7 protein-coding genes and 1 pseudogene are annotated in these 14,575 nt (G+C 60.7%); 3 read left to right on the forward strand and 5 right to left on the reverse strand.

Going from position 1 to position 14,575, the window contains the following annotated elements; all coding sequences use genetic code 11:
* Positions 1–9 precede the first annotated feature (9 nt).
* Positions 10–1,152: a tRNA guanosine(34) transglycosylase Tgt gene (gene tgt / locus L6R21_19745; protein MCK6561435.1), complete on the reverse strand. Its 1,143-nt coding sequence runs from the start codon at positions 1,150–1,152 to the stop codon at positions 10–12.
* A 36-nt stretch (positions 1,153–1,188) separates the two neighbouring features.
* Positions 1,189–2,559 carry a DNA repair protein RadA gene (gene radA, locus L6R21_19750; protein ID MCK6561436.1) on the reverse strand — a complete coding sequence of 457 codons (1,371 nt, stop codon included), beginning with the start codon at positions 2,557–2,559 and terminating at the stop codon, positions 1,189–1,191.
* Positions 2,560–2,979: 420 nt separating this feature from the next.
* Between radA and L6R21_19755 the strand changes: the two genes are divergently transcribed.
* Together L6R21_19755 and L6R21_19760 are read left to right on the forward strand one after the other, a co-directional pair.
* Positions 2,980–4,140, forward strand: a complete 1,161-nt coding sequence (locus L6R21_19755; GenBank protein MCK6561437.1) for a SpoIIE family protein phosphatase — start codon at positions 2,980–2,982, stop codon at positions 4,138–4,140.
* 53 nt (positions 4,141–4,193) lie between these two features.
* The gene (locus L6R21_19760) at positions 4,194–7,982 is read left to right on the forward strand and encodes an ATP-binding protein (GenBank protein MCK6561438.1); all 3,789 of its coding nucleotides are present in this window, start codon (positions 4,194–4,196) and stop codon (positions 7,980–7,982) included.
* Between the two features lie 90 nt (positions 7,983–8,072).
* Here L6R21_19760 and L6R21_19765 read toward each other — a convergent pair whose 3' ends face one another.
* Positions 8,073–10,313 carry a T9SS type A sorting domain-containing protein gene (locus L6R21_19765; GenBank protein ID MCK6561439.1) on the reverse strand — a complete coding sequence of 747 codons (2,241 nt, stop codon included), beginning with the start codon at positions 10,311–10,313 and terminating at the stop codon, positions 8,073–8,075.
* 106 nt (positions 10,314–10,419) lie between these two features.
* Here L6R21_19765 and L6R21_19770 point away from each other — a divergent pair.
* Positions 10,420–10,554: pseudogene (locus L6R21_19770) on the forward strand (ATP-binding protein).
* 455 nt (positions 10,555–11,009) lie between these two features.
* On the opposite strand, the gene L6R21_19775 reads toward L6R21_19770, so the two are convergent.
* Complete coding sequence (locus L6R21_19775) at positions 11,010–12,869, reverse strand: T9SS type A sorting domain-containing protein (protein MCK6561440.1); 1,860 nt, start codon at positions 12,867–12,869, stop codon at positions 11,010–11,012.
* A 119-nt stretch (positions 12,870–12,988) separates the two neighbouring features.
* Positions 12,989–14,533 (reverse strand): formylglycine-generating enzyme family protein, encoded by a 1,545-nt coding sequence (locus tag L6R21_19780; protein MCK6561441.1) that lies wholly within the window; start codon positions 14,531–14,533, stop codon positions 12,989–12,991.
* Positions 14,534–14,575 lie beyond the last annotated feature (42 nt).

Genomic DNA, 14,575 nt, shown 5'->3' on the forward strand with positions numbered 1-14,575 from the left:
CCGCGTGAGTTAAGTTGAAACCGGATAGCGGTTGAAAAAATCTCTTTTGAATTCGGCCAGCGCCTGCGCCGCAATGGCGGCACGCATGTCCGCCAGCAGGCGGTGATAGAAGCGCAGATTGTGCAGGCTCGCCAGACGCATGGCGAGAATCTCCTGCGCCTGAAACAGATGGCGCAAATAGGCGCGCGTGTGCGTGCGGCAGGCATAGCAGTCGCAATCCGCTGCGATCGGCGTGAAATCGTCTTTGAACCGCGCATTGTTGAGATTCAACGGGCCGTCCGCCGTGAACACCTGGCCGCGACGGCCGCTGCGCGTGGGGATCACGCAATCGAACATGTCAATGCCCAGCGCCACCGCGTTCACGATGTCCTCCGGCTTGCCCACGCCCATGAGATAGCGCGGCTTTTCCGCCGGCAGCAGCCGGGTGGACAGATCGAGCATCTCCTGCATCGCGGATTTGGGCTCGCCCACCGCCAGCCCGCCCACCGCATAGCCGGGAAAATCCAGCGCCAGCAGTTCTTCGGTGCTGCGCTGCCGCAGATCTGCATACGTACCGCCCTGAGTGATCGCGAACAGCGCCTGCTCATGGCCGTAGAGCGGCTCGGCCGCGCGCCAGGCCGCGAGGCACCGTTCCGCCCAGCGTGTCGTCCGCGCCAGCGATTTCGCCACGTAGCCGTATTCCGAAGGGTAGGGCGCGCATTCGTCCAGCACCATCATGATATCCGAGCCGAGCGCAAGCTGCGTGCGCAGAACGCTTTCCGGCGTGAATTCATGCGCGGAGCCATCCAGGTGCGATTGAAAGCGCACGCCGTTCTCATGAATCTTGCGCAGCGCCGCGAGGCTGAAAACCTGGTAGCCGCCGCTGTCGGTGAGAATCGGCCACGGCCATTGCGCAAAGCGATGCAACCCGCCGGCGCGCCGCAGCAGTTCTTCGCCCGGCCGCAAGTAAAGATGATAGGTGTTGCCGAGAATGATCTGGCTGCCGACTTCGTGAATCTCGCTGGGGCTGAGCGTCTTCACCGTGCCCTGCGTGCCCACCGGCATGAACACCGGCGTCTGAATCTCGCCATGCGCGGTCACCAGGCGGCCGCAGCGGGCACGGGTGGATTGATCCTGGTGCAGCACTGCAAACGAGAAGAACTGCAAATTCATCGTGCCGCCCTGCTCATGCGTTGTCCTCGTTTCCGCTCACAGCAGCCGCGCCAGCGCATCATCCACGCGCTCCACCGGCACCAGCGTGAGGCCCGCCGGCTGAGGCAAACCGTTGGCGGAGTATTTCGGGATCACCGCGTGCTTGAAGCCGAGTTTGGCGGCCTCGCTGAGTCGCTTTTCGATCTGCGGCACCGCCCGCACTTCGCCGCCCAGGCCGACTTCGCCGATCACTACCACGGTGGGATCGACCACGGCATTGCGCAGCGAGGAGGCAGCGGAAACGACGATGCCGAGATCCGCGGCCGGTTCTTCGATGCGCACGCCGCCGGCAACATTGACAAACACATCGTAAGTGCTCACGCGCATGCCGATTCTTTTTTCCAAAACAGCGAGCAGCAATGCCAGCCGGCGCGCATCGATGCCGTTGGCGGTGCGTTGCGGCATGCCGTAGTGCGTGGCGGTCAACAGCGCCTGCACTTCCACCAGCAGCGGCCGCGAGCCTTCCAGCGTGCAAATCACCACCGAACCGGAGATGTCCCCTTTGCGCTGCGCGAGAAAAATTTCGGAGGGATTGGCCACCTCCGCCAGGCCGTTTTGCTTCATCTCGAAGACGCCGATCTCGCGCGTGCTGCCGAAGCGGTTTTTGACCGAACGCAAAATGCGAAACAGGTGGTCGCGGTCGCCCTCGAATTGCAGCAGCGTGTCCACCATGTGTTCGAGCACCTTGGGGCCGGCGAGATAGCCTTCTTTGGTAACGTGGCCGACGAGGATGATCGCGATGTTTTCATTCTTCGCGAGCGTCAGGAAAGCCAGCGCGCATTCCCGCACCTGGCTGACGCTGCCCGGCGGGCTTTCGAATTCCGGGCGATAGATCGTCTGGATCGAATCGACGATCACCACCGCCGGTTGAATTCCGGCAATGGCGGAGAGAATTTCCTCGAGGTTGGTTTCCGCCAGAATGTAGAGATGCGCCGAATCCACCGCCAACCGCTGTGCGCGCATTTTGGTTTGCCGGGCGGATTCCTCGCCGGTGATGTACAAAACGCGGAAATCCTCACGCGCCAGCGCCGCCGCCTCCTGCAGCAGCAGGGTCGATTTGCCGATGCCCGGATCACCGCCGAACAACACCAGCGAACCCGGCACCAACCCGCCGCCGAGCACGCGGTTCAGCTCATTGCTGGAGCAGAGGATGCGCGCGAGATCGTCCTGCGAAATCTCGCGCAACGGCAGCGGTTGGTTGCGCACTGACGGCGCGGTCCGGCCTCCGCGTTTTGCCGGCGCGGCCACACGCTCTTCGACCAGCGTGTTCCATTGCTCGCATTCCGGGCAGCGACCGAGCCAGCGCAAACTCTTGTGGCCGCAGTTCTGGCAGACGTACTGCCGGCTCTCTTTCTTGAGACGCGTCATGCGTTGCTGGCGTCCGTGTTCGACCCATTAAAAATTTGGCCTGCGTCACCGAATGACGAGGCCATTCTCAACCACGAGCGCGGTGAAAATATTGATTTCGCCTCCGAAAGTCAAGGCATTACTCGACCGGTGCGCGGCAGTTGGCCGGCGGAACTTGCGTTTCGGTCCGATCAGCGAGCCCGGCCGTCAAAGATTCCGCCGGCAAGATATTCATTTGCTTTTTCAGCAAAAATTTCGCAAAGAGAGAGCCAGTTTCAGCTTGTTGATCTTCCGGGGCACAAAGCAGAGGCCGGGGGAGGAGTGCCGCTGGCGCACGAACGCTCCGCTCCGCGCGGGCTGACAGCCCTGCTTCAGTCAAACAGAAAAAGCGCAGAGCCGGCGCACGCAAACAGATCGAAAACCAACTGCAAAGGCCATATCATGTTGACCAGGATTCTCGTTGTCGATGATGAGCCTGATTTGGAGCTCATGATCACCCAAAAATTCCGCAAACAAATTCGTGAAAAGGAGCTCGACTTCGCCTTCGCCCACAACGGCGTGGCCGCGCTGCAGGTGCTGCAAGCCAATCCCGAAATCGACGTGGTGCTGACCGACATCAACATGCCGGAGATGGACGGCCTCACTCTGCTCGCCAAGATCAACGAAGCCTATCCCATGCTCAAGACCGTGATCGTCTCGGCCTACGGCGACATGAAGAACATCCGCACCGCTCTCAACCACGGCGCCTTCGATTTCGTCACCAAGCCGATCGAGTTTCAAGATCTGGAAATCACGCTGAAGAAGAGCATCACGGAAGCGCATAACTTGAAGCAGGCCGCGCAGGAACGAGACCGGCTGGTGGCGCTGCAACGGGAATTGGAGGTGGCCGCCACCATTCAAAAAAGCATCGTGCCGCAGACGTTCCCGCCGTTTCCCGAGCGCCGGGAGTTTGCCCTGCACGCGCAAATGATCCCCGCGCGCGAAGTAGGCGGCGATTTCTACGATTTCTTTCTCATCGACGATCACCGCCTGGGCTTCGTCATCGGCGATGTCTCCGGTAAAGGCGTGCCGGCGGCACTGTTCATGGCGGTGAGCAAAACCCTGCTCAAAGCCACGGCGCTCAAAGGCGGCGCGCCGCACGAATGCCTGCAGCAGGTGAATCGCATCCTGTGCCTGGAAAGCGTGGACGAAATGTTCGTCACGGTTTTCTACGGCATCCTCGATGTCGCCAGCGGCGAGATCTCCTGCTGCAACGGCGGCCACAATCGCCCCTTTGTCACGCGCCGCGACGGCCGGGTTGAAATGTTGACCGGCAATGAAGGCTTGATGCTGGGTCTGGTCGGGCATTGGGAATATCACTCCAGCCAGATCAATCTGACGCCGGGCGATAGCCTGATCCTATACACCGACGGCGTCACCGAAGCGATGGATCACGACCAGAATCAGTTCACCGAAGATCGCCTGGCCGAGTGCCTGCAAGGCGGCAATCACGCCGCCTTGCCGGAGATGATCAACCGCGTCGTATCCTGCGTTCGTGCGTTCGCCGGTGGTGCGCCCCAGACCGATGATCTCACTGTGCTGGCGTTGCGTTACACAGCGTGAAGGCAGGATTGCCCGGCCCACCGGCAGCAGCCAACTTTGCGAAATTCGAGCTCATGAGAAAAAACCTCCTCAGCTTCCTGCTGATTGCCTGTTGGTGCGGAACGCTCCTGCCCGCTGCACCGCCGGCGGCACGCGGCAAAGAGTTTGGCATTCCGTTTTTCAGATACTATGCCGCCAAGGAATCCGGCGGCGGCGTGCAGAACTGGGGTGTGGCGCAGGATCCGCGCGGGGTGATGTACTTCGCCAACAACGCGGGCGTGCTCGAATACGACGGCGTCGCCTGGCATTTGATTCCCATCACCAACGGCAGCGCGGCGCGGGACCTGGCGGTCGATGCCGACGGCACCATTTATGTCGGCGCACAGGGCGAGTTGGGCTATCTCGCGCCGGCCGCGGCGCACCCGAATCTGGGCGAGATGACCTACGTCTCGTTGCGCGACAGCGTGCCCGCTGAGTATCGCGATTTCGGCGACATTGCCAAATGCTACGCCACGCCCGCCGGCATCTATTTTCAAGCGCTCGATCGTTTGTTCCTCTGGCCGCGCGCGGGCAAGCTGCGCGTGTGGAAGCCCGCCCTGCCGTTTCATCTCTCGTTTCTCGTTCACGATCGCCTCTACATTCGCCAACCGGAAGTGGGCTTGCTGCAGTTGGTGGGAGACTCCCTGCAACTGGCGCCCGCGGGCGAGCGCTTTGCCGCGCTGCGCATCTATTTCATGGCGCCGGCCGGCGGCAATGAAATCCTGATCGGCACACGCGAGCAGGGACTGTTCTGGTATGACGGCCACTCCGCCCGCCCCTTCCCCACGGCCATCGACGATTTTCTCGCTGAGAACCAAATCTATCACGGCGGGGTTTTGCCCAACGGCGATTTCGCCCTCGGCACCTTGCGCGGCGGCGTGGCCGTCATTGACCGCCAGGGCGAGCTGCAACAGCTTCTGAACAAAGCCGCGGGCCTGCCTGATGAAACCGTGCGCTATCTCTATTCCGACCGCCAGGGCGGTTTGTGGCTGGCGCTGAACAACGGCATCACCCGCGCCGAGATGCCGGCTCCGCTTTCCGGCTTCGGCGAGCTTTCCGGCTTGAGCGGCGGCGTGGAATTCATTCACCGGCATCGCGGCCGGCTGTACGCCGCCACCGATGCCGGCGTCTTCATGCTGCAGCCGTTTCGCGGCGATCGCGGGCAGACCGCTTTGCCGCTGCCCTCTTTCAAACCGGTGGCCGGCATTGCCAGCGAGAGTTGGTGGCTGCTTTCCGCCGGCGCCGTCTTGCTCGCTGCCGCAAGCGATGGCGTCTATGAAATTGATGGCGAGCAGGCCCGGCTGGTGCGGCCCTCTGAGGGACATTCCTTTGTGCTGCATCGTTCCCGGCTTGACAGCACCTGCTTCTTCGTCGGTTTGCGCGATGGCCTGGCCGCCTTTCGCCGCCTCGGCAACACCTGGCGCGATGAAGGCGCCGTGGCGGGAATCACCGAAGAAATCCGCAGCATGCTGGAGACGGACCGCGGCATCCTGTGGCTGGGCACGCGCTCACAGGGCTACCTGCGCGTCGATTTCAGCGCCGGATTTCAGAAGAACCCTCGGGTGGAAAAATTCGACAGCCGCCATGGCTTGCCGGAAAATCTGGGGTGGGGAATCGTGCTCGGCCTGGGCGGCCGGGAGCTGTTCGTCACCGATCAGGGCATTTACGTGTATGAGGCCGGCGCCCAGCGTTTCGTGCGCGATACGACCGCCGCCACCGTTGAAGCCAATCGCGCCAAAGCCACGGGCGAAGTGCTCGCTGATGCCGCCGGCAATTTGTGGATGCAGTTGATCAAGAAGAACGGCAGCGAAATCGGCGTGGCGCGGCGCCGGCCTGATGGTTCCTATCATTGGGAGGCCACGCCGTTTCATCGCTTCGCGGATTTCACCGTGTGGGACATTTATCCGGAGGCCAACGGCGCGGTCTGGTTTGGCGGCCCGGACGGCCTGGTGCGCTACGACACCACGATCACCAAAAACTACGCCGTCGATTTTGCCGCGCTCATCCGCCGCGTGGTCACCATCGGCAGCGATTCGCTGCTCTATGGCGGTGCCCCGCTCAATGATAGCGGCCGGCAGCCGCGCCTGCCCTATCACGACAACAGCGTGCGCTTCGAATTCGCCGCGCCCAGCTTCGATGATGAGGCGGCCACCCGCTATCAATACTTTCTGGAAGGCTTCGACAAAAGCTGGTCGGAGTGGACCGCGGAAACCAAGAAGGACTACACCAACATCTTCGAAGGCGATTACCGCTTTCGCGTGCGCGCCCGCAACCTGCACGGCCATCTCAGCGCGGAAGCCGGGTTTGCGTTTACCATCCTGCCGCCCTGGTATCGCTCCTGGCTGGCCTATTTTCTGTATGCCGCCCTGACCGCGTTCGTGGTCTATGCCTTGATCAAGTATCGCACGCGCCAACTGCTGCAGCGCAGCCGGGATTTGGAACAAACCGTGCAGCAGCGCACCGAGCAGATCCGCCAGCAGGCCGAAGAGCTGGAAACGCTGGACGGCATCGTGCGGCACATCAACCGCGAGCTTGATCTCGCCAACGTGCTGCGTTCGCTGCTGGAGCAGGGGCTGAAGCTGTTTCCCGCGGCCGAGAAAGCCTCGGTGCTGCTGCGCGATTCCGCCACCGGCCTGTTCAAGTTTGCCGCGGCCGCCGGCTATGAGTTGAACCGCATGCAGGACATTGCCTTCACGCCCGCGCAACTCGAACAGCGCTACGCCGCCGGCGCCGAAGAAGTGGGCGAGGGCGTATATCTCGTGCGCAATCTGCAGAATCTCTATGTGGAAGAAAAGCTCAATGCGATCTCCACGCCGATTTCCGTGCTCGCCATGACCGCGGTGTGGCACGGCCAAATCGAGGCCTATTTGGTTTTCGACAATCTCTCCAACGCGCGCACCTTCAGCCACGCCGATGCCCACAAGCTCAACCGCTTCCGCAGCCACGCCGTTTCCGCCATCATCAAGGCCAAAATCCTGCAGGAGCTGCAGCACAAAAATGCCGAGATCATCCGCACCCAGGAGCAGCTCATCATGCAGGAAAAACTCGCTTCGCTGGGCGCTTTGACGGCGGGCATCGCGCACGAGATCAAGAATCCCCTGAACTTCGTCAATAATTTTGCGGTGCTCTCGCTGGAATTGATGGACGAGCTCAAGCAGGAGATCGAGCAGATTGCCGAAAAGATCGACCCGCGCGCGGCGGTGAGCCTGGAGGACATCTTGAGTTCACTCCAGCTCAATGCGCAAAAGATCAACGAGCACGGCCGGCGCGCGGACGGCATCGTGCGCGGCATGCTGCAACACTCGCGCGCGGAAACCGGCGAGCGCGAGAGCACGGAACTCAACGCGCTGGTGCAGCAGGCGGTGAGCCTGGCTTATCACGGCATGCGCGCGAATGAGCCCGGCTTCAACACCGCCTTGCAGGAGGACTATGACCCGCTGGCCGGCCAGCTCGAAGCCGTGCCGCAGGATCTCAGCCGGGTGCTGCTCAACCTGCTCAACAACGCCTTCTATGCCGTGCATCAAAAAAAGAAGCGAAGCGGCGAGGCTTATGCGCCGGCGCTCACGGTGCGCACGCGCAGCCTGGGCGACAAAGTCGAGATTCGCATTCGCGACAACGGCACCGGCATTCCGCCGGCGGTGCGCGACAAGATCTTCAATCCCTTCTTCACCACCAAGCCGCCGGGCGAAGGCACCGGCCTGGGCTTGTCGATCAGCTTCGACATCATTCAAAAGCATCGCGGCGAAATGCGGGTGGAAACCGAGGAGGGCAAGTTTACGGAGTTCATCATCACGCTGCCGCGCGCAACCGGCGGCAAGGTGTGAGTGGCGCAGGCACGAATTGCGCATCAGGAATGAAAAATCCCGCCGGCCAGACGGCCGGCGGGATTTTTTGTTTCGGTTTGTCACGCCAAATCACTTGGCAACCGCCATTTTCCGGGTCACAGCGATGCCCTCCGCTTCCAGGCGGTAGAAATAGATTCCGGAAGCCAGACGGCCGGCGTCAAAAGCCCGGCGGTGCGCGCCGGCGGGCATCATCCCGTCCACCAAGGTTTGTACAAGTTGGCCGGTCACGTCATAAACCACCAGCCGCACTCTGCCGCTGACGGGCAGCTCGAAGCGAATGGTGGTGATGGGATTGAAAGGATTGGGGAAGTTTTGTGACAAGTGCAGGCTCAGTGGCAGAGTCGGCGTTGGAGTTTCCACGGCCAGTGTGGTTGTGACCAGGGCGACGTTGCGAATGCCCCACTGGAAAGTGCGGGGAGGATTATCCACGTTGTCGAACACCAGAAGATTGGCACTTGCTTCATCAACGAGGCTGTCGGGCAAAGTCACTTGCACTTGGCCGCCCCATTGATTGTTGCCCGTGACCGGCAAGGTCAAGGCTTTGGCGCCGTTGAGCCACAATTCCACTTCCCCTTCACGATCGACGTCGTACGCTTCGAAGACAATCGTGGCCGTGCCGTTCTGTGGCGGGAAGCAATAACTGATGCGATCCAAGTGGCTCTGATCTCCGTTTTCAATGTAACCATACTCCTGCACAGCCGGCAAAGTGAAACACGGCTCGACTTTCACCTGGCGCACGCCCCACGGTGAAGCTTGCGGAGGGTTCTTGGTGTTGTTGAATTCGAGCTCGTTGGCGGCATTGTCGTTGACCAGGGAATCGGGCATAATGACACGGAGATCGCGGCTCCAGGCGTTGCCGGCATTCGCGGGCGCATCCCAGAGCTTGCTGCCGTTGAGCAGAATATCCACTTCCTCATTGTCGTCGAGCGCGTAAGCCTGAAAGGTGAGCAGCATGTCGCCGGGCTCGCCGGTGAAGCAAAACGGCACGCTCGCGACATGCGCTTGATCGCCGCCGGGAATGTTGCCATAAGCATTGGTATCGGGCAAGGCAAAACCGGCGCACCCCAAACCTATTGGCCCGTAGACATAGGCGGAGCCTGAAGCTTCGCCCCGGTCGTCATCGCCGGGCGCGCCGATGAGGGCGTAGTCCCCTGCAAGTGCAACACCCAAACCGAATTGGTCTTCAGCGGCGGCATCACTGGCAGTGAGCTTGGCCGTCTGCACCCAGCCGGTGAGGGTGCGTTTGAACAAGTAGGCAGAACCGGAGAAGTAGCCGTCGTCGCTGTCTTGGTGAGCACCGACTAGAGCCTGATCTTCATTAAGGGCAACGGAAATGCCGAAATTGTCACCGGCGGCTTCATCCAAGGCTTTGAGCTTGGCTTGCTGGGTCCAAATTGTATCCATGCGTTGGAAGACATAAGCTGACCCGCCCCAATCACCGCCGTAGGCGCCGACTAGAGCATAATCGGCATTCAAACTTACAGAATATCCAAATGAACCCGCAGGCGCATCTTTCGCAGTCATCTTAGTTTGCTGTGTCCAAGTTGTAACCAGACGTCGAAAGATGTAGACAGAGCCATCATTGACGATCCTTGTACCGTTCTTGACCATATCCCGGTGTGCACCAACTATGGCGTATTCTCCACCGATGTCCACTGAAATGCCAAACTCATCGTCTTTGGTATCTGGGCCGGTGGCAATCAGCTTGGCCTGTAGGTTCCACAACTCGCCCTCGCGTTTGAACACGTACGCGGCGCCGGCATTGCCGCCGGCCTGGTTGTCGTCTAACGGCGTGCCGATGATCAGATAATCACTGTGGATGGCGACCGCGGCGCCGAACTTGTCTTTGCGGCCCGGATCACCGGCGGTGAGCTTGGCTTGTTGCAGCCAATTCTCGTCTTCTCTTCTGAACACATACGCTGCACCGGCATCCTCGCTGCCGTCGTCATCCAAGGGTGCGCCGACCAGAGCAAAGTCGCCATCGAGGTCCACTGCTGCGCCAAAGTAGTCTATCGCTGCCGCATCTCTGGCAAGCAGCTTGGCCTGCAAACGCCAATGGCTGCCCTCCCGCTTGAAGATGTAAGCAGCCCCGGCCCCTTTACCAGCCTGATCATCCCGGCGCGCGCCAATGATGGCATAATCGCCGCTGATGGCCACCGCGTTTCCGAACTGGTCATCCTGGTGCGGTTTGTCCGATTGGATTTTGTATTCGGGTATTTGGGCGGCTCCCGGCAAGGCACTGAGCAGGCCGGCCAGCAAAAGACAGCCCGCTGCGGCACTTTTGTGTCGAAAGCGCGGAGACTTTTTCATGGCTCATTGCTCTCCAGTGTGAAATCCTGCTCAATATCTACCATCAATCTCCCTAGGTGAGTATTCCCAAATCTGTGCAGCGGGCACTGCGAGACCGCCGGGCGAAGGCACCGGCCTGGGCTTGTCGATCAGCTTCGACATTATTCAGAAGCATCGCGGCGAAATGCGGGTGGAAACCGAGGAGGGCAAGTTTACGGAGTTCATCATCACGCTGCCGCGCGCAGCCGGCGCCAAGCCCTGAACTGCCGAAGGCGACGGCTTTCGCAGGTCGCATGATGAAAAGGAGAGAGAAGCCGTGTTTCCTGCTTTTCTAGATATCCAAGTTTCCAGCAACGACTTCGGGCTGGTTTTGAGTTGAGTTGCCTGCACCAACAGCTTCTCAAGAATTTCTCGATCAATTTCAAAATATTGCTTTCTCCTCAGTTCGAAGATCACTTCAACCTCTTTGAGTCCATCAAACTCAAACAGGCTGTGCTCATCCCTGAATGCAGAGGCTCCTGCAACGGATATGTTCCTGGGAGATGCTGCCAATTTCTTGTTCTTGGCCATAACGTCGCCTCTTCTGAAGATTCATGTCCCGTGCCGATAAAAAAGGATCGTACAGCGAAGAGCTTTTAGATCAAAGCAAAGGCCTTCCCAGTTTTGAAACCGGGAAGGCCTTTGCTTTTTGACTGCTTATTGACGGGTCACATGACCTTATTTTAGAAACGACATCTTGCGCGTTTGCTCGAAGCCGTTCACGCGCAACCGGTAGAAATAGATTCCGCTCGGCACGAGCTGGCCGTGGTCATCGCGGCCGTCCCAGGTGAAGGCATGGCGGCCGCCCGCCAGCTCACCGGAAACCAAACGGCGAACCTCCTGGCCGCGAATATTGTAAATCGACAACTGCACTGCGCCTGCTTCCGGCATGCTGAAGCGGATGGTGGTGCTGGGATTGAACGGATTCGGGTAGTTCTGCGCCAGCTCATAGCTGCTGACCGCCGTGGCGCTTTCCACGGCTTCTTCCTCTGTCGCGAAGCGCGGCCGCGGCAGGGCAGGCACAAACGAATGCGGCACAAAAATCACGCCCTCCTCCAGCGAAATGGCCTTGGCCACCACCGCGCCCTTGAATCCGCAATCTTCTTCGAATTGCACTTTGGCATGGGGCGCGATCAGCCAGCCCATAAACAGCGACTCCTCGCCGATCTCGAGCTCCTTGCGCTGCAGCGTCGTAAACGTCACCTGGTTGCTGGACAAATGGCCGCCGGGCGTGATGCTGACTTCGACCTTCTCATCGATTTCCAGCTTGCTCACGACATTGATATTCACCGGACCGCCGGCAACGTCAATCGCCAGCACCGCGCCGTCATCGGCCTCGAGCTCGTTCACAAAATAATCGCCCGCGCTCAACTGCAGGGTGCCGCGCTTGTCGATTTCGATCTTGCCGTAGGCGCCGGGCGGCAAGTTCAGCGCGCCTTTCTTGGGCACATACACCTTGCCGGTCTTCGGTGCAGTGAAGACGGGCGTGGGCAGGCCGAGATTGGCCACCGCGGCTTTGTCCTCGGTTTTGCCGGTCACGCTCGCATGGCTGGCCACATACAGCCGTCCGCCGGCGTAAACATTGCCCTCGATGACGTTGCTCTTGAAGATCGCAATGTCGTTGACCGCGGTGAGATTGCCGGAATGTTTGCCCGGCTCGCCCTTTTCGAACAAGATGCTGCCGTTGGAGTGAATATCGCCGGCCGAGAACTTGTTGCCCTCGATGCGAACATATTCATCGCCGAACAAGACGAAACTGCGCACGATGGTGAGGCGGGAGAAGCCGCCCACGCCGCCCTTGCTGATGGTTTTCGAGGTGGAATTCACCGTGCCGCCGAGAAATTCCCAGGTCGGATCCACCAGAATCTGCGCGCCGCCTTTGAGATTCTGCGCCAGCGCCGCGGTGGCATCGTGCGAGATGAAGAGCGTCAGGTCGGCCTCGGGCGTGCCGTCCAGCTCGGACGCGTCATAGCGAAAGTCGACGGTGGCATTCAGATCCTGGTTGTTGGTCGGAATGACATCGAAGAAGCGGCGGCCGCTGATCTTGTCGGGATTGATCACCTGCGGCACATTGCCGCGCGCGATCGTGGTTACGCCGAGCGGCACCGGTGTGGTGATCTTCAAACCCAAGTTGCCGACGTTTTGGCCCTGGGTGAGATCGTTGAGCGCGCGCGTTACTTGAATGGCGCCGCCGCCGCCAATAACGATATTGCCCGGCGTTTCCACCAGCGTGGCATTCTCGCCGAAGGTGACGACGAAACCGTTGAGATTGAAGTCGCCGTTCAAAATACTGAGCGTGCCGTTCAGCACGAAATTCTTGCTCAACGTCACGCCCGCGGGATTGTTGATGGTGAGATGGCGGACGATGTCCGGCAACTCGTCGCCGGTCACCTCCGGTTCGGTGCCGTCATACACGACATCATCTGAACGCCAGGCGCCGTAGCCATCGCCACTGCCGCCGGCGTATTGGGAGAGAGCTGTCTGCGCCCACAACAACACCGCGCCGAGCAGGATCAAAACTGGAAACTTGCATTTCATGGGTTGGTCTCCGAGCAAAAGAGAGCGCCGCGCCAGGCGGGCAGCTCACGGTCGGGAATTCGATGCGATGAAACGAATTTTTTGCAAGACAATGGCAACGCACGATGCGGCGACGCTGCTCAGGGCGCAGTGCGCACACATCGAAAACCGTAGTTGTTCACGCGCTTGGCGTCCGGGGTGGCGGCGCAGGCGCGATCGGCCACGCGCAGCAGCGAGGCGTTCTCCGTCCACGCGCCGCCGCGGGAGCCGGAGCCTTCCGCGCCGGTGATGCCGGCTGCGGCATTGGCATCACGGCCGGGCCAGTCGGCATTGGTGGCATTGCCTTCCTTGCCGGCGGCGGTGGTGAGCAAGCCATCGCCATGCGTGCCGGTGAAATGGCGGCCCACAGCGCTGCCCACGGTGACCACGCGCTCCCAGAGATTGCCGCTCAATTCCATCACGCCGGCCAAGGCGGCACCGGCCTGCACGCGGCTGTCTGCTGAAGCCGCCGCATAGATGCCGCCGCGCACCGGGCCATTGATGCCTTTGCCGAAATTGGCGTTGGCATTCGCCGGGGCCGCGGTTTCACTGCCGCTGCCATCTTCGCCGTTGTGACCGGTTTGCTTGGCAAGATGGGTGTTGCCCCAGGCATATTCACCGGCCACGGCGTCTTGCTTGCCGCGGCAGGCTTTTTCGAACTCCAATTCCGTCATCGGCCGCAAAGCCGCCCAATCGGCATAAGCAGCGCCATCCTGCCAGGAGAGAAAATTGCAGGCGCGATCGGGGGCCGCCGCTTCGAAGTCAGGATGCGCGCCGCTGATGGTGCCGCGGAAAGCGCTGTAGCCGGTTTCGCCTGCCGGCGTGCGGCGGGCGACTTCGGCCGGGCGCAAGAGATTCAGGAAATCGGCGTATTGCCCCTGGGTGATTTCATACTTCATCACATAGAAGGCGGCATGTCCTTTGGGGAATGCCGCAGGCAGGGACTGGCTGACGTGATCATCGAAATCATCTTTGTGAGCCATGCCTTGCGCATTGTTGTTGCCCAGGCTGTGCTCCTCGCCGCCGCCCAGAGTCAGGGCGTCTTCACTGGTGATTTCGAACGCCTCGCCGGTCGCGCCTCTTTCGAATTGTCCGGTGAGACTCGCGGCAGCGGGATCACCGAGCTGAAAACTGCCGGCGGGAAGGTAGACCATCTCGACCGCGAGAACCTTGACCACGGTGGTTGGCGTGATGCTGGTGAGGCCGTCCGCACTGTAATTCCAGCGCAGGCGCGTCTGCTGCCAGTTGACTGCGCCGGCGCCGTTGGCCGCCCGGAAGAGGAAAAGCCCCTTGCCGTCGGGCACGGTTTGCACGGCTGCCGCAATGCCGTTGTCCTTGCTCACCTGGTGATCGCTGCTGAGCGCCGAGAGCGTGGCGTGCTGCCAGGTGGTGCCGCCATCGCTGCTGTATTTCAAGAAGACCCAGGCGGCGTCATGGTTGTACGGCTGCGCCTGCCCCGCGCCGGGCAGATCCGTGCGCCAGGAGTTTTCCCAGCTCAGGTCGAATTGGACCAAAACGTGACTGCCCGCCGCCTCGTGTTTGAGCGAGACACGTTTGACTGCAAGATTGTTGGCGCGGGCACTGCTGCCGATCAAGGCCAGCGTGAGCGCGACCACCGGAAGGAACAGAGCCTTGCCGTGCTTCATGGTTATTTCTCCAGGAAAATCGTACCGGTACAAATCAACTCA

This window comes from bacterium, assembly GCA_023150945.1.
Classification (GTDB): domain Bacteria; phylum Zhuqueibacterota; class Zhuqueibacteria; order Zhuqueibacterales; family Zhuqueibacteraceae; genus Coneutiohabitans.